The 19,973-nt window shown below is 58.2% G+C and carries 21 protein-coding genes; 11 read left to right on the plus strand and 10 right to left on the minus strand.

What is annotated here, in order from left to right; all coding sequences use genetic code 11:
- Positions 1-37: 37 nt before the first annotated feature.
- From ACWNZ3_RS20780 to ACWNZ3_RS20805, 6 genes are read left to right on the plus strand one after another with little or no spacing between them, the layout of a single operon-like run.
- Positions 38-1,552 (plus strand): sugar ABC transporter ATP-binding protein, encoded by a 1,515-nt coding sequence (locus ACWNZ3_RS20780; protein WP_496902465.1) that lies wholly within the window; start codon positions 38-40, stop codon positions 1,550-1,552.
- A 15-nt stretch (positions 1,553-1,567) separates the two neighbouring features.
- Positions 1,568-2,638, plus strand: coding sequence for an ABC transporter permease (locus ACWNZ3_RS20785; protein ID WP_496902466.1), 1,071 nt, complete (start codon positions 1,568-1,570; stop codon positions 2,636-2,638).
- Positions 2,639-2,665: 27 nt separating this feature from the next.
- Complete coding sequence (locus ACWNZ3_RS20790; protein WP_496902467.1) at positions 2,666-3,772, plus strand: ABC transporter substrate-binding protein; 1,107 nt, start codon at positions 2,666-2,668, stop codon at positions 3,770-3,772.
- Between the two features lie 55 nt (positions 3,773-3,827).
- Entirely contained in the window at positions 3,828-4,745 is a 918-nt protein-coding gene (locus ACWNZ3_RS20795; protein ID WP_496902468.1) for a polysaccharide deacetylase family protein, read from the plus strand.
- 48 nt (positions 4,746-4,793) lie between these two features.
- On the plus strand, positions 4,794-6,014 hold the full coding sequence (lhgO, locus tag ACWNZ3_RS20800) for an L-2-hydroxyglutarate oxidase (protein WP_496902469.1): 1,221 nt from the start codon (positions 4,794-4,796) through the stop codon (positions 6,012-6,014).
- Between the two features lie 36 nt (positions 6,015-6,050).
- Positions 6,051-6,611, plus strand: a complete 561-nt coding sequence (locus tag ACWNZ3_RS20805) for a DsbA family protein (RefSeq protein ID WP_496902470.1) — start codon at positions 6,051-6,053, stop codon at positions 6,609-6,611.
- Positions 6,612-6,849: 238 nt separating this feature from the next.
- Here ACWNZ3_RS20805 and ACWNZ3_RS20810 read toward each other — a convergent pair whose 3' ends face one another.
- The 6 genes from ACWNZ3_RS20810 to ACWNZ3_RS20835 form a co-directional block, all read right to left on the minus strand.
- Positions 6,850-7,893, minus strand: a complete 1,044-nt coding sequence (locus tag ACWNZ3_RS20810) for an IS30 family transposase (RefSeq protein ID WP_496902471.1) — start codon at positions 7,891-7,893, stop codon at positions 6,850-6,852.
- A gap of 110 nt (positions 7,894-8,003) precedes the next feature.
- On the minus strand, positions 8,004-8,684 hold the full coding sequence (locus tag ACWNZ3_RS20815; protein WP_496902472.1) for a GntR family transcriptional regulator: 681 nt from the start codon (positions 8,682-8,684) through the stop codon (positions 8,004-8,006).
- A 26-nt stretch (positions 8,685-8,710) separates the two neighbouring features.
- Positions 8,711-10,198, minus strand: coding sequence for a tripartite tricarboxylate transporter permease (locus tag ACWNZ3_RS20820; protein ID WP_496902473.1), 1,488 nt, complete (start codon positions 10,196-10,198; stop codon positions 8,711-8,713).
- 2 nt (positions 10,199-10,200) lie between these two features.
- The gene (locus ACWNZ3_RS20825) at positions 10,201-10,659 is read right to left on the minus strand and encodes a tripartite tricarboxylate transporter TctB family protein (protein ID WP_496902474.1); all 459 of its coding nucleotides are present in this window, start codon (positions 10,657-10,659) and stop codon (positions 10,201-10,203) included.
- Entirely contained in the window at positions 10,656-11,408 is a 753-nt protein-coding gene (locus ACWNZ3_RS20830) for a tripartite tricarboxylate transporter substrate binding protein (RefSeq protein WP_496902475.1), read from the minus strand. Before ACWNZ3_RS20830 ends, ACWNZ3_RS20825 begins: the two co-directional genes overlap by 4 nt.
- A complete protein-coding gene (locus ACWNZ3_RS20835; protein ID WP_496902476.1) occupies positions 11,362-11,580 on the minus strand; it encodes a hypothetical protein in 219 nt (72 codons plus the stop codon). Before ACWNZ3_RS20835 ends, ACWNZ3_RS20830 begins: the two co-directional genes overlap by 47 nt.
- 261 nt (positions 11,581-11,841) lie before the next feature.
- Here ACWNZ3_RS20835 and ACWNZ3_RS20840 point away from each other — a divergent pair, with 261 nt between their 5' ends.
- Genes ACWNZ3_RS20840 through ACWNZ3_RS20855 form a run of 4 tightly spaced genes read left to right on the plus strand, consistent with a single transcriptional unit; the run spans position 11,842 to position 15,613 of the window.
- The gene (locus tag ACWNZ3_RS20840; RefSeq protein WP_496902477.1) at positions 11,842-12,699 is read left to right on the plus strand and encodes a DUF1932 domain-containing protein; all 858 of its coding nucleotides are present in this window, start codon (positions 11,842-11,844) and stop codon (positions 12,697-12,699) included.
- Positions 12,696-13,655, plus strand: a complete 960-nt coding sequence (locus ACWNZ3_RS20845; protein ID WP_496902478.1) for a hydroxyacid dehydrogenase — start codon at positions 12,696-12,698, stop codon at positions 13,653-13,655. The genes ACWNZ3_RS20840 and ACWNZ3_RS20845 overlap by 4 nt, the downstream gene beginning before the upstream one ends.
- Entirely contained in the window at positions 13,652-14,332 is a 681-nt protein-coding gene (locus ACWNZ3_RS20850) for an RraA family protein (protein ID WP_496902479.1), read from the plus strand. The genes ACWNZ3_RS20845 and ACWNZ3_RS20850 overlap by 4 nt, the downstream gene beginning before the upstream one ends.
- Before the next feature lie 51 nt (positions 14,333-14,383).
- Complete coding sequence (locus ACWNZ3_RS20855) at positions 14,384-15,613, plus strand: alpha-hydroxy acid oxidase (RefSeq protein WP_496902480.1); 1,230 nt, start codon at positions 14,384-14,386, stop codon at positions 15,611-15,613.
- A 42-nt stretch (positions 15,614-15,655) separates the two neighbouring features.
- Here the strand turns inward: ACWNZ3_RS20855 and ACWNZ3_RS20860 are convergent, their stop codons facing one another.
- The 4 genes from ACWNZ3_RS20860 to ACWNZ3_RS20875 form a co-directional block, all read right to left on the minus strand.
- Positions 15,656-16,339 carry a fumarylacetoacetate hydrolase family protein gene (locus tag ACWNZ3_RS20860; protein ID WP_496902481.1) on the minus strand — a complete coding sequence of 228 codons (684 nt, stop codon included), beginning with the start codon at positions 16,337-16,339 and terminating at the stop codon, positions 15,656-15,658.
- A gap of 93 nt (positions 16,340-16,432) precedes the next feature.
- Positions 16,433-17,359 (minus strand): dihydrodipicolinate synthase family protein, encoded by a 927-nt coding sequence (locus ACWNZ3_RS20865; RefSeq protein ID WP_496902482.1) that lies wholly within the window; start codon positions 17,357-17,359, stop codon positions 16,433-16,435.
- Positions 17,356-18,060: a ribonuclease activity regulator RraA gene (locus ACWNZ3_RS20870; protein WP_496902483.1), complete on the minus strand. Its 705-nt coding sequence runs from the start codon at positions 18,058-18,060 to the stop codon at positions 17,356-17,358. The genes ACWNZ3_RS20865 and ACWNZ3_RS20870 overlap by 4 nt, the downstream gene beginning before the upstream one ends.
- An 8-nt stretch (positions 18,061-18,068) precedes the next feature.
- Complete coding sequence (locus ACWNZ3_RS20875) at positions 18,069-18,854, minus strand: SDR family oxidoreductase (RefSeq protein ID WP_496902599.1); 786 nt, start codon at positions 18,852-18,854, stop codon at positions 18,069-18,071.
- A gap of 94 nt (positions 18,855-18,948) precedes the next feature.
- Here ACWNZ3_RS20875 and ACWNZ3_RS20880 point away from each other — a divergent pair, with 94 nt between their 5' ends.
- Positions 18,949-19,809, plus strand: coding sequence for a LysR family transcriptional regulator (locus ACWNZ3_RS20880; protein WP_496902484.1), 861 nt, complete (start codon positions 18,949-18,951; stop codon positions 19,807-19,809).
- The last annotated feature ends 164 nt before the right edge of the window (positions 19,810-19,973 follow it).

The following is a 19,973-nucleotide window of genomic DNA, read 5'->3' on the forward strand; positions in this document are numbered from 1 at the left end:
CGGACACTCGGTTCATTTGCAGGTACGGGAGGGAATCATGTCGCTGGATGTATCGGCTGGGCAAGGCGCCCCGGTTCTGACGCTTGGTGGGTTGAATAAACGTTTCGGTGGCACGCAGGCTGTGTCGGACGTCGGTTTTTCGGTTCGCCGTGGCGAGATCGTCGCGCTGCTGGGCGAAAACGGCGCCGGGAAATCGACGCTGATCAAGATGCTGGCCGGGGTCTATGCCGCCGATACCGGAGAGTTCCGCTTTCAGGGGGTTGCGTTCGATCCGCGCCAAGGGCATCCCGGCATTGCCTTTATCCATCAGGATCTTGGGCTGATCGAATGGATGACGGTGGCCGAGAATATCTGCCTGATGCAGAATGCCTATCCGCGCCGTTTCGGCCTGATCGACTGGCGCGGTGCGCGGCAACGGGCGCTGGTCGCACTGGCCGAAGTGTCCGATACGATCAATCCCGACGCGCGGGTGCAGGAACTGACCCGGACCGAGAAATCGCTCGTCGCCATCGCCCGGGCGCTGGCGCGCAACGCGACGCTGCTGGTGCTCGACGAACCAACGGCCAGCCTGCCGCAATCCGATGTCGAGATGTTGCACGCGGTTCTGGGCCGGTTGCGCCAGTCGGGCGTGGCAATGATCTATGTCTCGCACCGGCTCGACGAGGTCTTTGCGATTTCCGACCGCGTGGTCGTGCTGCGCGACGGCTTCCTTGTCGCGGACGAGCCGATCGGCAAGCTCGACGGCGACGGTCTGATTCGGCTGATCATCGGGCGCGATCTGGAAGAGGTCTTCGCCCATGCCGAGGCACCCGCCGACAGCCCGGTCGTTTTGCGCCTTGACGAGATGCTGACCGAGGATGTCGGTCCGGTCAGCCTGCAACTGCGCCGTGGCGAGATCCTTGGCCTCGTCGGCCTGCGCGGCGCGGGGCAGGACGCGGTCGGCCATGCGCTTTTCGGACGCAGTCCCATCATTTCGGGCCGGGCGGTGCTGGAAGACGGGCGCGAACTGAAGACCGCACATCCGCTCGACTCGATCAGGCAGGGCATTTGCATGGTGGCGGGCGACCGGAACGCGGAGTCCGTCGCGCATGGCATGTCGATCCAGGAAAACCTGTTCCTGAACCCCGATCTCGTCGGCCGCGGCCTGACCTCGTTCCAAAGCCCCGCCACAGAGGCCGCCGCCGCGCGCGAGATCGGCAAGACCTTCGACATCCGTCCCAACGACCCCTTCGCCCCGATCGAAACACTCTCGGGCGGCAACCAGCAAAAGGTCGTCATGGCGCGCTGGATGGGCGTGGGCGGGAAGATCCTGATACTCGAAGACCCCACCGCGGGCGTCGATGTCGGATCGAAGGCGGATATTTACGCGCTGCTCCGCAAGGCGCTCAGGGACGGTCTGTCGGTGCTGCTGATCTCGACCGATTTCGAGGAAGTCGCGGCGCTGAGCCATCGCGCCTGCGTCTTTCATGACGGGCGGATCGTGGCGGAACTGACGCAAGAGGGGCTTTCGGTCGAGGCGTTGCTGAACGCCGCCTCGCTGGAAGTGGCCTGAGAAAGGAAACATCAGATGCAATCACTTCAATCCAACGCGCTGGAACCGACCCGCGCCGAACTGCACGGCCTGCGGCCTCTCGCCTGGCTGGGACGCATGTTGCCCGTCTACGGCCTGCCGCTGTTGACGATCGTGCTGATCGTGCTGTTTTCGCTCCTGCTGCCCAAGACCTTCCCGACCTATCTCAACCTGCGGGCCATCCTGGGCGAGAAATCGGTGATCGCCATGCTCTCGCTCGCGGCAATGATCCCGATGATGACCGGACGGATCGACCTGACGGTGGGCTACGGCATCGTCATCTGGCACGTCCTCGCGATCAGTCTGCAGACTGTCTATGGATTCTCCTGGCCGATGGCGGTGGCGTTCGTGCTGCTGGGCGGCTGCGCGCTGGGACTGCTCAACGGCCTGCTTGTCGAAGTGGCCAAGATCGACAGCTTCATCGCCACGCTAGGCACGGGCACTGTCATCTATGCGCTTGCACTGTGGCATACCGGTGGCCGGCAGGTGATCGGTGCCCTGCCCGAGACCTTCACCTCGATCTATTCGGCTAATGTCTTTGGCCTGCCGATTGCCGTCTTCTATGTGCTGGGCATCGCGGTCGTGCTGTGGGTTGTGACCGATTACATGCCGATCGGCCGCAATCTTTATGCGATCGGGTCGAATTCGCGCGCCGCTGAACTGAACGGCATCCGCACCCGCCGTTTCGTCATCGGTGCCTTTGTCACCTCGGGTCTGATCGGTGCCTTCGCCGGGGTCGTGCTGGCCGCAAAGCTGCGCATCGGTCAGGCCAGCGTCGGCCTCGAATTCCTGCTGCCCGCCCTCGTCGGTGCCTTCCTTGGCTCGACCACGATCAAGCCGGGTCGAGTCAATGTCTGGGGCACCATCGTCGGGGTCATCATCCTTGCCGTCGGCATCTCGGGCATTCAGCAGCTAGGCGGCGCCTTCTATGTCGAGCCGCTGTTCAACGGCGCCACCCTGCTCATCGCCATCGGCATCGCGGGTTATGCGCAGCGCAAGCGCAGTTCGGTGCGCCATGCCCGGCGTCCCGAGGGGAGCCCCGCGGCGCAAGATACCAAGACCAACTGATATCCAAGTTCCAGGGAGGAAAGAACGATGTCACTCAAGAGAAAATCCATGCTGGCTGCGGCCCTGCTGGCGACAAGCCTGCTCGCCGGTCCGGCCCTGGCCGATGCGGTTAGCGACGCCCAGGCCTTCGTCGAGAAAGCCGCCGCGCCGAACCCGCCTTGGACTGGCCCGACCACCGGCCCCAAGTCCGTGACCGGCAAGTCAATCGTCTATGTTGCCGCGGATCTGCGCAACGGCGGCGTGCTCGGCGTGAGCAAGGGCGTCGAAGACGCGGCCAAGGCGATTGGGTGGGAAGTTCGCGTGATCGACGGGCAGGGCAGCGTCTCGGGCCGCTCGGCCGCGATGCAGCAGGCCATCGCGCTGCAGCCCGACGGGATCATCCTGGGCTCGGTCGATGCGAACGAGCAGGCCGAGGCGATCCGCCAGGCGCATGATGCAGGCATCCAGATCATCGGCTGGCACGCGACCGCCTCGACCGGTCCGTCAACGCAGCACCCGATCTTCACCAATATCACCACCGATCCGCTGGAAATTTCGCGCGCTGCGGCCTCACTCGCGGTGGCCGACAGCAACGGCAAGGCCGGTGTGGTGATCTTCACCGACAGCGTCTACGAAATCGCGATCGCCAAATCCGACGCGATGGCCGAGATCATCAAGGCCTGCGAAGACTGCAAGCTGCTGAGCATCGAGGACACGCCGCTGGCCGAAGCCTCGACCCGGATGCCGCCGCTGACCAATGCGCTGTTGCAGCGCTATGGTGACGAATGGACGTATTCGCTGACGATCAACGACCTGCCTTATGACTTCATGGCGCCGGCACTGATCTCGGCGGGCATCCCGCAAGATGGCCACCCGCGCAACATTTCGGCGGGAGACGGGTCCGAAGCGGCGTTCCAGCGGATCCAGCAGAACTTTTACCAATATGCGACCGTGGCCGAACCGCTCAGCCTGCACGGCTGGCAGGCCGTCGACGAGATGAACCGCGCGTTCTCGGGCGAGAAGGACTCGGGCTTCGTGGTGCCGGTTCACCTGTTCACGCCTGCCAACGTCCAGGAAGACGGCGGTGCCGAGCTCTCCTACGACCCCGGCAACGGCTACCGCGACATCTACCGCGGCATCTGGGGCACCAAATAACGGACGACAACCCGGGAGCGCGCAGCGGCGCGCTCCCGTTTCCAAGGAGAGAGTGATGACCAAAACATTCTGGCCGGACGACATTCGCCTGGTCCTGTCGATTTCGATGCAGTTCGAGGCGGGCGGCGAAGCGCCTTATGGCCCCGGCGGCCCGTTTTCGGGCTTCATTGACATGGACCCGGCCTATCCCGATTTCCCGACGAAAAGCTGGTATCGCTACGGCTATGTTGAGGGCATCCAGCGGATGCTCGATCTGTGGGACAAATACGGGATCAAGGTGACCTCGCACATGGTCGGCACCGCGGTCGACCGTAGCCCCAATGTGGCGAAGGAAATCGTTGATCGGGGTCACGAGGCCGCCGCTCACGGGCGCGACTGGATCTTGCAGGTCGATCTGCAAGAGGGGGACGAGCGCAAGTTCATCACCGACAACGTCGACTCGATCCGGCGGGCGACGGGCGTCGCGCCGGTCGGCTACAACGGCGCGGCGATGCGCGGCACGATCAACACGCTGAAGATCCTTCAGGAAGAGGGTTTCAAGTATCACATCGACGACGTCAGCCGTGACGAGCCCTTCGTGATTCCGGTGCGCGGCAAGGATTTCGCCGTCGTGCCCTATTCGGTCACGCTCAACGACATCATCCAGTTCGAGGGCTACAAGTTCACCACCACGGAATACGAACGCCAGCTCAAGGACGAGTTCGACCTGCTTTATGAAGAATCGGCGACGCGACGCCGGATGATGTCGATCTCGACCCATGACCGGGTGCAGGGGCGGCCGTTCCGGGTGCGCTCGCTTGACCGGTTCCTCGAGTATGCGCTCAAACACAAGGGCGTGGTCTGCCTGCGTAAGGACGAGATCGCCGACTTCGCGCTGAGCGAGCCGACCATCGTCCGCGATCCCAATCCGCATGACGAATGGGCGGAATGGGAACGTGCCAACGGCAAGCAGCTGATCAAGCCGATCGTCTGAGACGGTTAGGGGCGGCGCAGACGCCGCCCCCTTCATGGGGAGCTGGAAGTGACGGACATCACGATCATCGGCGGCGGCATCGTCGGCATCGCTTCGGCGCTGGAGCTTATCCGCCGCCATCCCGGCCTGTCGATCCGGGTGCTGGAAAAGGAACGCGCGCTGGCTCGCCATCAGACCGGGCGCAACAGCGGCGTGATACACGCGGGCATCTACTACGCCCCCGGCAGCCTGAAGGCTGAATTCTGCCGCCGCGGCCTTGCGGCCACCGTGCGCTTCTGCACCGAACATCAGTTGCCCTTCGAGCAGGTCGGGAAACTGATCGTGGCGACCTCGCCCGTCGAGATGGAGCGCATGGCGGCACTCGAGGCCCGCTCGCGCCAGAACGGCCTCGACGTGCGGCCGGTCTCCGCGGCCGAACTGCGCGAGATCGAGCCCAACATCACGGGGATTGGTGCGCTTCTCAGCCCGGCCACCGGCATCGCCGACTACGGTGCGGTCGTGAACAAGATGGCCGAGCTGTTCATCGCGCTAGGAGGTGAGATCACCAACGGCGCCGAGGTCGTCGGCATCAACGAGACCGCGAACGATGTGCAGGTCACGCTGGCGAAGGGAGAGCGGTTCCGCACGCGGCAGTTGATCGCCTGTGCCGGGCTGATGGCCGACCGGCTGGCACAGATGTGTGGCCTGGGCGACGATTTCGCCATCGTCCCGTTCAAGGGCGAATATTACCGCCTCGCGCCGCGCCACGACCAGATCGTCCAACATCTGATCTATCCGGTGCCGGACCCCGAACTGCCGTTCCTGGGCATCCACCTGACCCGGATGATCGGCGGTTATGTCACGGTAGGCCCGAATGCCGTGCTGTCGCTGGCGCGCGAGGGCTATGGCAAGCTTTCGATGAACCCGCGCGACATGGCCGCGATGGCGCGTTTCCCTGGCTTCTGGCGAACGCTGGGCGCGAACCTGTCGTCCGGGCTTACCGAGATGGCGAACTCGACCTTCCGCGGCCGGTATCTGCGCGCCTGCCAGCGCTATTGCCCCAGCCTGGACCTTGCCGATCTGAAGCCGCATCCGCCGGGTATCCGCGCGCAGGCAGTAATGCGCGCCGGCAAGCTGGTGCACGACTTTCTGATCCGCAATACGTCCCGCACCATTCATATCTGCAACGCACCTTCGCCCGCGGCCACATCGGCCATGCCGATCGCAGAACATGTCTGCGATCTGGCCGACAAGACCTTTGCCCTGAAACAGGCGGCCCCGGCCAATTGATCCGGCGCGCCGTTCGCACCCCTCACGGAGGATTTCATGTCGGAAAGCGACTGGTATGCAACGCCCCTGACCTGGGGCGAGGGCCCAAGCAGGTTCGAGGTGTTCCTGGAACCATCGTGCCCATTCTCGGCGTGCGCCTTCGGTAAGTTGTGGGATCTGCTCGATGCGGCGGGGCCCGACCGGGTGACAGTCGGCATCCGTCTGCTCTCGCAGCCATGGCACATGTTCTCTGGTTTCCTGACAAGGGCGATCATCGCTGCCTCGACGCAGCCTGAGGGCCGCGAACAGGCGCGCAAGGTCATGGCCGCGATCTTTGCCCATCGCGAAGAATTCGAGTTCCAGCACCATTGCGGCGGGCCCAACCTGGACTGCACGCCGCGGGAGCTGATCGCGCGGATCGAGCGTTACAGCGGTGTGCCAATCTTCGGCGCCTTCGCGATCCCCGACCTCGACCGCGCCGTCAAATGGCATGCTCGCTATTCGCGGCAGAATGGCATACATGTCTCGCCGAGCTTCATGGTGGATGGTTTGCTCCGCCCGGATATCGGCAGTGGTGACAGCGTCACTGACTGGTGCGGCCATCTTAAGCAGCCTTAGGCGTTCAGTGCTACGCGATCACGCAAGTTCATGCCTGCGAAACGGGCGTGGTGCGCGAAATATCGGCAGACGATATGTGTTACAAACTAAGGTGCAGAGAAGAATTATTGGAACGGAGCGAGACCGAGACTGCCCGAATTGGATGCCTGCTGATACGCAGGTCACGGGATGATACGTCTCGCAAACATTTTGGACCGTTCAATGAGTCTTTCAGAAAAAAGAGGCACCGGTGTACGCGCTAGCCCAAATGCGACTTTGGTCGACGTGACAGCTTCTCTGTTCTGTAGCCGTGGCCGATGACGTTTGCTCGGAAGACCTCGGCGGGGGTGCGGTAGCCCAGGCATTTGCGAGGCGTGGCATTCAACCCCGCGCAGAGCCTGCGGAGGTCATCTTGGGTGAAGGTCTCCGGATCGGTGTCGCGACAGATCCACCGCCGGAGCCGCTTGTTCGTGTTCTCGATGCTGCCCTTTTGCCAGGGTGATTGAGGATCGCAGAACCAGGTCCGCGCCCCGAGTTCAGCCTGAAGATGCGGCCAATCGACGAACTCCGATCCGCGATCGAAAGTGACCGAACGGCGGGCGGTAAGGGGCAGGGGACGCAACGCCTCGGCGATCAGCGCCATGATGGGCTTGGCGCGCTTCTCGGGGTTGCGCAGGATCACGACGAACCTGCTGAGCCGCTCGACCATCGTGGTGACGTTGGCGGGGCCGAATTTTTGACGGAAGTGAACCAGGTCAGCCTCCCAGTGGCCAAACTCGCGACGACCGGCGACGGCATCGGGTCGGAACAGGATGCTGAGTTCGGGCGCAAATTTCGGCGGCGGTCGCTTGCGGCGGCGATAACCGCGACGTCTGCGGCGGCCGGAGGCGAGGTGGTGCCAGAGCTCGGCCGCGCGGCCTTCTTCGGAATAGACGAACTGGTAGATGGTTTCCTGGCTCGCCCGTGGCCGGGTACCCTCGAAGCGCATGCGGCCCGAAATCTGCTCCGGACTCCAGTCGGCTCGCAGGCAAAGGGTGATCCGCTGGCGCAGGTCCGGATAGCGCACCAGCTTCCGGTGGCGCGCACGGCGATCCAGTGCCAGCTTCTGGGCCAGCACACCCCAGTAACCTGTCAGCTCAGGGATTTCGGTATCGTGGTGACGGTTTCTGCGCAGTTCCCGGAACACCGTCGAGCAATGTCGACCGAGACGCCGCGCGATGTCCGTGGCGCTCATCTTCATCAGCCGCCATCGTTCGATCTGACGCCTGTCCGCAAGGGTAAGGTGGCTAAATCTGCGCTTCATTCGGGATGTCCTTTCAGTTTTCACCATCCTGCCATGCTTCGAAAGTCGCAATTCGCGTTAGCGCGTCCACGGGGTCAGATAAAATTCTCATAAGACTTCTTATGAAAGATTCAGTATAAGCTTACGCTGGTCGTGATCGTATTCTGCCGATTTGCCAAGCGAGATTTTCGGAACCGCGCACGTGTAGCATTTAGGTGAGATGTAACGGCGCTTCGCGCCCATTCCGGGCTCCGGGCCGTAAGCGCAGAAATAATTTCATTATGCTGCCGTACACTTTGCATCGCGTCTTCATCCGAGTACAAAAAGAACCCGCCCATAATCAATGGGTAATCCAGCAAACTTGCGCCAAAAAGCCGAAGACGAGCACTGCCACACGCCTCCAAGGTCAAGAGATGAAATTCTAAGTTTGCCTGCTGAATGAGCTCAAGGTGTTTTCGAGGCTTGGTTTGAATTGCCTTTTTTATCTCATCATTGAGTTCGCCCATCTTTGCCAGTTGTTCATCAGAAATCCGCTCTGCCGCCCAGGCGGCTGCTTGGCCTTCTGCAAAAAGGCGGAGCTCAAATATCTCCTCGAGATCGTTATCCCCCCACTGACTTACGATCGCGCCTCGCTTCGGGGCTGGCTCAAGAAGACCCTCAGAAACAAGTTTCTGTATTGCTGTGCGCACGGGTGTTCGGCTCACGCCGAATTCACTTGCAATATGTTCTTCCTTTAGCTTCGCGCCCGGATCGTAATGGCCGGCGATCAGTCGACGTCGGAGCTCGGTATGTACCTCGTCGCTGACGCTCATCTTTTTCTCCTCGCTGGGGTCCCGGCTCACGCCGGGACCTTTTTCTTTCTTAGCTTTGTAAGCCACGGGATTGCGATCGCAATGACCACAAGGCCGATGAGTACCAATGAAATCGGCCCTTTAAACAGGATCGAGACATCGTCACGTGAGATCAAGAGGGCGCGGCGGAGGTTTTCCTCGGCAATTGGGCCTAGGATTACAGCAGGAACGGCTGGTGCAGTCGGGATCGACAGACGTTCCATCACGAAGCCGAGCAGACCGAAAATCAGCATCAGGATAACCTCAAACATGCTGTTGTGGATCGCGTACACGCCTACGACGGTTAACGCGAGGATCATGGGGCCAAGCAACTTGGCAGGCATCCGCAGCACATTAACGTAAGCGCGCGCACCAAACTTTCCAATGATGAACATCATTCCTGCGGTAATCAGCATCGACAGCATGAAGCCGTATACTGTAGTTGCGTCGTCGCGGAACAATTCCGGTCCGGGGCGAAGCCCATGAACCAACAGCGCTCCCAAAATGACCGCTGCAACGGCGTTTCCAGGGATGCCCAAGGTCAGGGCTGGGATGAGCGTTGCGGCGGTATCTGCATTGTTCGCGCATTCCGGTGCAGCAAGGCCTGCGGGTTCACCTTTCCCCCAGTTGTCCTTGTTCTTCGAGTACCTGCGCTCTTCATTCCATGCCATCAGTGCGGCGATGTTTCCGCCAAGCGCCGGGATCAGTCCAACGACCATTCCGATGCCAGATGCACGGATCCAGGTCGGAACCAACGATGACCATTTGAAGCCTTTGGACGATTCTCCGAGGTCGAGCTTTCCAGTCTCGATCGCATTACGACCCATCAAAAGATCTATTGCGGGTGGTATTGCATAGAGACCAGTCAAAAGAACGATGATGTGGATTCCGGAAAGAAACTCCAATGTGCCGAATGTGAATCTTTCATTTCCGCTGATCCCATCGATGCCTACCATCCCAATGCATAGTCCGAGAGCCGCTGACAGATACCCCTTGGCTGGTGTTCCGGCAAGAAAAACGGAGACAGCCGTTAGGCCAAATACCGCAAGCCAGAAGTAATTCGCTGGGCTGAATTGCAGTGCGACCAATGCGAGCAGCGGGGCAACTAAAAGCAAAGCTACTGCGCTAACTGCGCTACCAATCGAGGATGAAACCAGTGAGATATCAAGCGCCAGCCGCGCTTTGCCCTGCTTGGCCATTTCGTGCCCGTCGAAGACCGTCGCGATACCCGCGGGCGTTCCGGGAATTCGCAACAAGATTGCCGGAATTGATCCCCCATACATGGATCCATTGTAGATACCTGCGATCATCGCGAGAGCGACCAGCGGTGGCATAGTGAAAGTCAACGGAATCAGGACGGCTATCCCCATCGTCGCAGACAGGCCAGGCAAAGCGCCAACCGCGATACCGACGGCAGTTCCAACCACCATTGCCAGAATGACGTAAGGATCCAGAATGGCGGGCACTGCGCCGGCGATATTTAAAAGAATCTCCATTCTTAGCCTCCAATGAGCTTGAGAATTGTTTCATCCGGAAGCGGAACTGACAGGAGTAGTCGGAACACAACATACAGGACGGCAACGAAACCCAACACGGAAATGAATAGGGTTTTCCAATCACGAAAGCCGAGAGCTACCGCAATTCCTGGGATCATGATGATTGTTGCGGAGAAAAACCCGATCCACGAAAATAGTGCTGTGTAAAGTGCTCCTGCTCCGATGATCAGTACGAAATGTCCAACTTCGATCCCTCTCACATTCAAACGGTCAGTGTTGCCCGCATATAGAAGGCGTGCACTACGCAGCGCCCATAGTCCGCACATGACCAAGCCGACAAGTGCGGTTGCAGTGGGCATATATGCTGAACGGCCGGGATATGTGATTCCTTCGCTCAGGAATATTGCAAGCAGGATGCCGAAGCCTACTGCTGCCAAAACTTCAACGGAATGTTGCTTCATCTTGTCCTCCCTGGTTCGAGCGAAGCCTTGAAGGACGCTGCGTCTTGGTATGATAGGGCAAGTTGTTGCTTCTGCGCAGCTTCCACGAATTCAGGGTCTTCTACAGCTTTTGCCACCGCGTTCTCCAAGGCGTCCAGTACTTCGCTCGGGATCCCTGCAGATGCGCCGATGCCGCGATTGGAGCCCATGATCACATCATAACCCTGCTCCTTGAACGTCGGAATGTCAGGAGCGCCGGGCCAACGCTCTTCTGCCATCTGGCCGAGGATCACAAGTGACCCTGCCTGAGCATCAGAAAGAGCTTCGGTCACGTTCATGGAAGCCATAGTGATGTGGCCACCCAAGACTGCCGCTCGGACATTCGCGGCGCCCGAAAACGGAACATGGGTGAGTTGGATATCGGCTTGGCGTTCGAGCGCAACTGCAGCCAAGTGATCATCCCCACCGGCGCCTGTCGTGCCATATGTAATGACGCCGGGGTTTTCTTTGGCGTAAGCCACGAGTTCGTCAAGGGTCGTGAACGGAGCATCGGGTAGAACACTGAAGGCGCCAGGATCGTAGACGACGTTCGAGACCGGTTGGATATCGGCCAATTGATACCGCGTCTCACGAGAGATCGGGTGTGTCACCAGGTGCGGCGTGTTAATGAAGCCGATCGTGTAGCCATCGGGCTCAGCTTGCGCAAGCTCGGTAAACCCAATTTCACCCCCCCGCACCAGGCTTGTTGACAACCGTGATGGTCGCGCCATTCAGGTACTTCTCGATGAAGGGCGCCAGTGTGCGAGCAGCGACATCGGTCCCGCCTCCCGCTGAGTAGGCAACGATCATTTCGATCGGGCGTTCGGGATATTCGGCTAGCGCCGCTGTACTGGAAAGTGCGTTGAGTGCAACAGCGGCGGCAAGCGCCAAGGGATTCTTCATGGGTTCCTCCATAACCGAGTTAGTGTCGCACCTCCTCCGGCACAGCAGTACAAACGAAATACAAAAATTGGAGTCCGTGTCTATCAGAATGTCTACCATGGCCCTCATGAGTCAGCAAAAATCTCGCAAGATGCTGAAAATTAATATAATATTATGCGAAAGCGCGGTTGCCTAGGCTTGCGGGCGCGGCGTCTGTCGAGATTTGGTATTGATTTTGTATTTTGTTTGTGCTTCGTTCGGGCTTGCCTTGAGGAGGGAAACATGCCGAAAACACAGCAGGAACAACGGGCTATATTGATTGGGTATGGAGAGGTGGGAAGGATCTTCGCTGACCATCTGGACGCCAAAGGTCATCCTTTCGACATAGTTGATCCGGTGGCTACATGTACAGACGGGGGCCGCATCGTGCATCGGGGCCTTGAGGAAATCGACATTTCGAACAGCCTCATCCTAGGAGTTTTTCCGTCGGCAGCAGCGTTGTCTGTTGCTAAGAGTATAGCGGCGCGCGATGCTACGGCACTCTACGTCGATCTTTCGTCGTCCCCGCAAGCGACTATGCGTGAAGCCGCCGCTTTGTTCGGTTCGCGCACGACTGACTTCGTCGACGGCGCCATCATGGGCTCGGTCGACGCCGGGGGAGTCAACTCACCGATTATTCTCTCTGGACCTGCAAGTGCTGATGCGGCGCGAGCGTTAGAGCAATTGGGATTCAATGTCAGAGCCTTGCCTAACTCGAAAGCGGGTGACGCCTGTGGCTTGAAACTTCTTCGCAGTTTGCTGACCAAAGGAATGGAAGCGCTTGCGATTGAATGCTTTGCTACCGCGGAAAAAATGGGGCTCAGCAACGAAGTTCGTGAAAGCCTATTGGATGTAAATGCGCGACCGTTTCCTGATCTAATGGATGCGATGGTCCGGACGCATGTCGTGCATGCTCCGCGCAGGCAATATGAAGTCGCCGCAGCCATAGATCAAGCGCGAGCACACGGCCTGAAAGCACCGGTGAGCGAGGCTGTGCTGGACGCATATCGCAAGAATGCCGCGCGGATCGAAGCCGAACGACCTGGGGTACCTGCTACAGTCCAAGAAGCTTTGAAGTGGCTTTCCAAGGGGATGGAATGAACATGCGCCCAGTCGTTCACGTCATTGATCCAATTCATCCGACAGCTTTGGCGCGGCTCTCAGAGCAGGCCGATGTATTGCACCCTGAGGACCCATTTCCATCCCACTGCGACGGCGTGATTGTAAGGGCCAGTAAAGTAACAGCAAGCCAGATTGCTGCCTGTCCGAACCTCCAAGTAATCGGAAAACACGGTGCGGGTTTGGACGCAATAGATGTCGATGCGGCGAGTAAACGGGGCATCCGTGTCGTCTCGACTCCGGGTGCGAATGCCGTCTCGGTATCGGAGCTCGCAATAGGTTTTGCGTTGTCTTTGATCAGGAACACCTATCCTGTTTCCGAATCTCTGCGTGCTGGTCGTCCGATTGCTCAGAAGCATCTTCAAGGGTACGAGATTCGGGAACTGCGGATCGGAGTCTTTGGATTGGGTGCGGTGGGTTCGGGTACTGCGCGCCGCCTGATCATGGGGTTCGAGGCTCGGGTGATGGCTTTTGATCCCGGCATCGCACCAGTCGACTGGCCGGCAGATATTGAACACTGTGCGGACCTTGAAACACTGGTGTCTAATAGCGATCTTTTGTTTCTGCACGCACCGCTGTTGCCATCGACACGGCACTGCATCAACGAACGGACAATAGCTTTGATGCCAAGTGGAGCGTATATCGTGAATTGCGCACGCGGTGGCATTGTGGACGAGGGCGCCCTAGCTCGGGCCTTGCATGATGGTCACATCGCGGGCGCTGCCTCCGATGTTTTTGAAGACGAGCCGCCTACCACAGACAATCCACTGCTTGCCTGCCAAACGTTCATTGGCACCCCACATTTGGGGGCAGCTACGAACGGCGCCCTCTCGCGCGTTGGCTTTGCAGTTGTCGGCGAAGTTATGGGCGTATTGAATAATTCCAAAAATGGCTGTGCCGGATTGCCAGTCTCCTTTGAGCATGGAGAAAAAGAATGACCTTAGGTTTCAGAGTTTATGGCCGAAGAAGCACGGTGGACTCGACACTTGTTGCCGCGTTTGCGGAAGTTCCAGTGGCCAACGTATCGGACTCGATGCATCGAATGTCTGCTGGTGGTGCGCGTTTGCGGCCAATTCATTCTGCCGGCGTGCACCTCTCTGGACCGGCCATCACCGTTCGCTGCCGACCCGGTGATAACCTTTTGATCCACAAAGCCATCGATATGGCCGCTAAAGGCGACGTGATCGTCGTCGACGGTGGCGGTGACCTAACCAACGCTCTGATCGGAGAAATCATGGTCTATCTCGCGCAGGAGCGGGGGATCTCCGGTTTCGTATTGAATGGTGCGGTTCGTGACCGAGAGGAGATCTATGCCTCTGGGCTTCCTGTCTACGCAGCAGGAGTCGCCCATCGCGGTCCGTATAAGGATGGACCAGGTGAAATCAATGCGACGATTGCAGTCGACGGCATGATCATTTTTCCTGGTGATCTGATAATTGGCGATGCCGCCGGCGTTCTTTGTGTGCCCCAACTGGAAGCCGAAGCGATTCTGCGCGCAGCTAAAGCCAAGCAGGCTGCGGAGCAGGCCGAAATCAAATCTATCCGCGACGGTAGTGTTGATCGGAGCTGGGTTGATCGTCTTCTGGACGAGCGGGGGTGTGAATATGTCGACTAATATTTTCTCGCTTCAAACTACTAACTCTTTGAGTGTTGAAAGAGGGGCTGAATGACGGAGACATTCGAAAGCCAAACTCAGCAAAATGACGCTACAGTTCTCCGCGCTCCGGTCAATACGCCTCGAGCGTTGCGAAAGTATCTGTCCCTAGATGATTTTGAGCATGCTGCGCGGCGACATCTGCCTAAGGCCGTCTACGGATATGTCGCAGGCGGAGTAGAAACGGACACCAGCCTAAGAGCAAACCGTGAAGCGTTTTCACGATGGTCGTTTGTGCCGCGGACTTTGCGTGACACCTCGCAGAGAACGGCACGGAAATCCATTTTGGGGATGGAATGCGCTCTTCCCTTCGGTATCGCCCCGATGGGGTTCAGCGCTCTAGCCGGCTATGATGGCGACGTGGCTCTCGCGCGCGGCGCCACTGCGGCCGGTACCTTTGCGATCTCGAGCGCAGCATCCTTCACACCGCTTGAACGCATGGCAGGTGAAGGGGGCAGTACCTGGTTTCAGGCCTATTTGCCAGGAGATGACACGCGGATCGCTGCCTTAGTCAAGCGGCTGCGGAATGCGCAGTACGATGTACTCGTCGTCACTGCGGATGTTCCGGTGCCTGGTAACAGAGAGAACAATGCTCGAAACGGATTCGACGCCCCTTTCCGAGTAACTCCGTCGTTGATCTGGCAAGGGGCAACACATCCTCGTTGGGTGCTCGGCACTCTCGGACGTGAATTGCTGAAGCGTGGCATGCCACACTTCGAGAATATGGAGGCAATACAAGGGCCTCCATTGTTCTCTCGAAAGCTCGTGCGTTCAATGATCGCGCGAGATCGGTTGAACTGGGACAATATCGCCCTGATCCGTCGTCTCTGGCCCGGAAAGCTAGTGTTGAAGGGCATCCTGTCGCCCGAGGATGCGGAGCTTGCCGCCGCCCACGGGGCGGACGGAATTATCGTGTCTAACCACGGTGGTCGTCAACTGGATGGAGCGGTTGATCCGCTAAAAATGCTGCCAACTGTAAAAAGTCAAGCGGGCGATATGGCTGTGATGATGGACTGCGGAATACGGCGTGGCAGCGACGTTCTCAAGGCGTTGGCTCTAGGAGCCGATTTCGTCTTTGTCGGACGCCCATTCCTCTTTGCTGCTGCTGTTGCTGGCGAAGTCGGTGTGCACCATGCTGCGAAGATTTTGGAGGAAGAGGTGCTTAGGAACATGGCGATGCTAGGCATCACGGATCTGGCACATCTTAGCGCAGATCAGCACTTGGTTTATGCCACCTCGTAGGAGTTTCGACCCCGTCATAACCTTTATGACGGGGTCAATTCTTCAGATATAGCTAGCCGAAATTTCAGCAACACCTTCTATCCCACCTCTTAATTGGTCACCCGCCACCACTGCACCCACCCCTGCTGGTGTGCCGGTCATTATGAGGTCGCCAGGTGCCAAATGGTAGAACCTCGACAAGTCGGCGATAATTTCTGGAACCGACCAAGTCATGTCAGATAATGTGGCGGATTGACGAATGGTGCCATTGACAGCGAGAGAAATCTTTCTCTTGCCCAAATTGCCAATAGACGATGCGCCAACCAATGGTGAAAGTATTGCGGAATTCTCGAAATTCTTGGCCAGGTCCCAGCTCCGATGTTTTTCTTTGGCTTCTGATTGTAGATCTCGACGTGTCATGTCGAGTCCGCAACCATAGCCCCCGATCGCATTGGCCGCAGTTGCAACGTCCGACTGAAACACCTTGCGTCCCAAGGCAACGACGAGTTCCACCTCATGGTGCAAATCCGTCGTTGCTGGTGGATACGGCAGGGTGCAACCGCTAGCGACAAAACTGCTGGCATTCTTTAGAAAATAGAATGGCGCATCGCGATCGACCTCCTGTCCCATTTCTGCGGCATGCGCAGCATAGTTGCGGCCTACACAAAAGATGCGATGTATCGGATAGCCACCCTGATCTGTGTCCAGAACAGGATAAGATCGACGGGGAAATAACGTGGAAGTCATGGTCACTCCGGAAATTTTGAATCGGGTTACTGCAAAGGAAAATGGCCCCCCCGGGGGTTTCCGGAAGGGCTATCTAACTCGCCCTACAGCGGCTCAGATATCTGCTCGCGCATCATGGCGTGCTATGCGGCTGAGTAAGTAGTCCACTTCATTGCGTGCTGTTTCGGAAAGGGCAGGCCAGGGTTTACGTTGCGTATCCGAAGCGATAATGCCACGGCGCATCAAAACATGTTTGCGTACCGCTAGGCCAATCCCAGGCTGTTGTTCATAGCGTATCAAGGGTAGGTGCGCATCGAAGAGGTCATGAGCTTCGTCGCGCTTGCCCTCGCGGTGCAGGGTATCAAGATCAACAAGCATGTCAGGAAACCCGTACCCTGTCATCGCGCCATCCGAGCCGCGTTCTGGTTCAAAGTCCAAGAAAAGTCCGCCATTTGCTGTAAGAATTGAGAACTTACGCAAATTTCCCTCAGATTGCGCCTTGCGTAGCGCAGAGAGCTTTTCCAGACCGGGCCAGTCTTCAGCTTTCAGCATCACGCAAGAAGGGTTCTCAGTCATGATACGGGAAATTACAGGAACTGACATTTGAACAGTGAGTGTCAACGGGTAGTCTTGCAGAGCCCAAGGCACATTGTCGCCGATAGCATCGACCGCTTGTCGGAAATAGCCGGTGATCTGGTCGTCAGTACGAAGTTGGGGCGTGGGGGCGATCATTACACCAGCAGCGCCCGCGTCCATGGCGGTCCCACTCAGCCGCCGCATTGCTGCAAAGCCAGGTGCAGAAACGCCAACCACGACAGGAAATTCCGCGCGTTTTACGACCTGTTTCACAATTGCGATCGACTCTTCGGGTTCGAGCTTCGGCGCCTCTCCCATGATGCCCAGGATTGTCACACCAGTTGCACCTGCCTCGGCATAAAAGTCGATCATGCGATCAAGGCTCGCCGTATCAACGCGGCCGTCTGGATGGAACGGAGTGGCCGCAATCGGATAAACGCCTGTAGTATCGATACCGAAAGTCATTGCGCATCCTTCCACGCATTGTAACGCGTCTTTGTTTCGTCGTTCATCGGATAAAGACCTGGCAGCGCTACGCCACGGTCAACTTCGGTCATAATCCACGCCTCCATTCGCTCCTGCTCAGGTGCTTCAGCCAACACTTCTTCCAGGAGGGCGGCCGGTATCAAAACCGCACCATCGTCGTCGACAACGATAATATCGTCGGGGTACACCGCGACACCCCCGCAGGCCACAGGCTCCTGCCAAGCGACAAAAGTCAGGCCCGCGACCGAAGGCGGTGCGGCTACCCCATTACACCAGACGGGCAGGCCCGTGCCCAAGACACCTTCAGCGTCACGAATAACCCCGTCTGTGATTAGGGCCGCCACGCCGCGCTGTACCATCCGGTTGCAAAGGATGTCCCCGAAAATGCCTGCATCGGAAACGCCCATGGCATCCACTACCGCGATACAGCCTTCCGGCATGGCCTCAATTGCGGCTCTGGTCGAGATAGGCGACGCCCAGCTGGCTGGAGTCGCAAGATCTTCACGGGCTGGTACAAACCGGAGGGTGAACGCACGTCCGACGGCCCGTTTCTGGCCGGGGCGCATCGGCTTAGTGCCACGCAGCCAGACGTTGCGCAGACCTTTTTTCAGCAGAATGGTTGTCAGAGTTGCGGTGGACACGCTTTCGAGTCTCTCGATGATCTTTAAATCTAGTGTCATGGTTATCCTCAGACGCTGGCGATCAATCCGCCGTCGATGCGGACGACAGACCCTGTGATGTATGAGGCGCGCGCGCTTGCAAGGAAGGCTACGGTATCGCCGTATTCCTTGGGGTTTCCATAGCGGCCCACCGGAATGCTTGCAGTGCTCTCCGCGGAAACTTCCTCGACAGTTCTTCCTTCGCGTTTGGCTCGTTGCTCATCCAGAAATACGATCCGTCCCGTCGCAATTCGGCCCGGCAGGACGATGTTGGTGGTGATGCCGTAGCCGCCGACTTCGCGAGCGAGGGTTTTGGACCAGCCCACCAACGCCAAGCGTAGTGCGTTAGAAATGCCCAAGTTTGGGATTGGCGCAACGACTCCGGAAGATGTGGACGTTATGATCCGGCCCCACCCACGTTCTTTCATACCGGGTAGCACGGCGTCAGTAACTGCGATGACGGATCGAACCATCGAATCGAAGAACTTCGACCAATCCTCGGGCGCCTGCCCATGCACAAGGGTCGGGGGAGGACCTCCAGTGTTGTTTACGAGAATATCGACTGGGCCGAACGTATCTTGAACTTCGATAAGGCGATCCCGCAAGACGGACAGATCGCCGATATCCCAAGTCATTGCCTTTGCGGCAAAACCAGCGTCGTTGATGATTTTGGATGTCCGGCGAGCGGCATCGCCATCAATATCGGCGGCGATGACTTTAGCGCCTTCAGCAGCGAGGCTGTTCGCAATAGCGCCGCCAAGACCACCACCGGCTCCGAAAACGAGCGCGGTTTTGTTCTTAAGTCCTAGGTCCAAGGTGTTCTCCTTATCTATGCTGTTGTCAGCATGGACGAGATTAAAACAAAAGAATATCTGGCGCCTGCTATCTTCAGAAGATAGAATTGCTATCATGAACACAGTATTCTTGGAAACCTTCCTCCTAGTCACTGAACTCGGCTCAATGGCCGAAACTGCACGCAAGTTGGCAATTACTCCCGCTGCAGTGGCCCAACGGATCAGCGCGTTAGAGGCAGATCTGGGGGTTGCACTGATCGAGAGGAGCGGCCGCAAAGTGCAGCCAACCGATGCCGGGCGAGCCATAATCGCTTCTGGCAATCAAATCCTCGTTGAAGTCCGAAAGCTCAGAATAACTTTGCGTGCAGACGGAGACACGGGCGAATTAAGGTTGGGAGCGATCTCGACAGCCATGTCGGGAATCTTACCCAACGCATTGCATAATCTATCGGAGCATTCCCCTGGAATCGAAGTCTTCATACTTCCAGGCACGTCGCCTGCGGTCTACAGTTCGGTGTTGGAAGATCGTGTTGATGGGGGTATTCTCGTTCAGCCACCATTCGCGCTTCCGAAGTCATTGGAATGGATATCATTGCGGCGCGAGCCACTTGTTCTGATTTGTCCACAAGTCTGGGCTGACATGGATGCTATGACACTGCTCAATCAGAAACGGTTCATCCGATACGATCGGAACAACTGGGGTGGAAGACTGGCCGACCGCTGGATGAAGGAACATCGGATCACTGCGAAAGAATGGCTTGAATTGGATCAGTTGGAAGCGATTTCCGTGATGGTCAGCAATGGTTTAGGGGTTTCGATTGTTCCAGACTGGGCCCCACCTTGGCCTGAAGGCTTAGAGATTAAGAAAATCAACCTTCCCGGAGAGCGGCCACCAATGCGCGACATCGGGTTGCTCCGCAAGAGGAGCACCCCCAGCGGTCGCTTGCTAGAGAAATTATCGCGGGCCCTCTCGTGATTTCAGGTAAACTCGGAGCGTTTCAGAGGGTATTGTCTGAAGATACGCTCATGGTTTTGTGTAGCATCCGGTCAACGAGGCTCTGTTGCAGTAAATGCTATCAAAGGAGCGGCATCAAACCGCGGCAGGTCCACCAGCGTGGGACCGTTTCTTCGGCATTTTCC

The sequence above is a fragment of the Sulfitobacter sp. IGS-18 genome (assembly GCF_059628195.1).

Coding starts and splice junctions, on each gene's coding strand:
- ACWNZ3_RS20830 (WP_496902475.1), bottom strand. CDS start 11,408: ATGGCGCGACCATCACGGTTGTCAACAAGCCTGGTGCGGGGGGGTGAA.
- ACWNZ3_RS20805 (WP_496902470.1), top strand. CDS start 6,051: ATGTCGGAAAGCGACTGGTATGCAACGCCCCTGACCTGGGGCGAGGGC.
- ACWNZ3_RS20840 (WP_496902477.1), top strand. CDS start 11,842: ATGCCGAAAACACAGCAGGAACAACGGGCTATATTGATTGGGTATGGA.
- ACWNZ3_RS20825 (WP_496902474.1), bottom strand. CDS start 10,659: ATGAAGCAACATTCCGTTGAAGTTTTGGCAGCAGTAGGCTTCGGCATC.
- ACWNZ3_RS20835 (WP_496902476.1), bottom strand. CDS start 11,580: ATGAAGAATCCCTTGGCGCTTGCCGCCGCTGTTGCACTCAACGCACTT.
- ACWNZ3_RS20860 (WP_496902481.1), bottom strand. CDS start 16,339: ATGACTTCCACGTTATTTCCCCGTCGATCTTATCCTGTTCTGGACACA.
- ACWNZ3_RS20790 (WP_496902467.1), top strand. CDS start 2,666: ATGTCACTCAAGAGAAAATCCATGCTGGCTGCGGCCCTGCTGGCGACA.
- ACWNZ3_RS20845 (WP_496902478.1), top strand. CDS start 12,696: ATGAACATGCGCCCAGTCGTTCACGTCATTGATCCAATTCATCCGACA.
- ACWNZ3_RS20855 (WP_496902480.1), top strand. CDS start 14,384: ATGACGGAGACATTCGAAAGCCAAACTCAGCAAAATGACGCTACAGTT.
- ACWNZ3_RS20795 (WP_496902468.1), top strand. CDS start 3,828: ATGACCAAAACATTCTGGCCGGACGACATTCGCCTGGTCCTGTCGATT.
- ACWNZ3_RS20870 (WP_496902483.1), bottom strand. CDS start 18,060: ATGACACTAGATTTAAAGATCATCGAGAGACTCGAAAGCGTGTCCACC.
- ACWNZ3_RS20850 (WP_496902479.1), top strand. CDS start 13,652: ATGACCTTAGGTTTCAGAGTTTATGGCCGAAGAAGCACGGTGGACTCG.
- ACWNZ3_RS20880 (WP_496902484.1), top strand. CDS start 18,949: ATGAACACAGTATTCTTGGAAACCTTCCTCCTAGTCACTGAACTCGGC.
- ACWNZ3_RS20785 (WP_496902466.1), top strand. CDS start 1,568: ATGCAATCACTTCAATCCAACGCGCTGGAACCGACCCGCGCCGAACTG.
- ACWNZ3_RS20815 (WP_496902472.1), bottom strand. CDS start 8,684: ATGAGCGTCAGCGACGAGGTACATACCGAGCTCCGACGTCGACTGATC.
- ACWNZ3_RS20810 (WP_496902471.1), bottom strand. CDS start 7,893: ATGAAGCGCAGATTTAGCCACCTTACCCTTGCGGACAGGCGTCAGATC.
- ACWNZ3_RS20780 (WP_496902465.1), top strand. CDS start 38: ATGTCGCTGGATGTATCGGCTGGGCAAGGCGCCCCGGTTCTGACGCTT.
- ACWNZ3_RS20820 (WP_496902473.1), bottom strand. CDS start 10,198: ATGGAGATTCTTTTAAATATCGCCGGCGCAGTGCCCGCCATTCTGGAT.
- ACWNZ3_RS20865 (WP_496902482.1), bottom strand. CDS start 17,359: ATGACTTTCGGTATCGATACTACAGGCGTTTATCCGATTGCGGCCACT.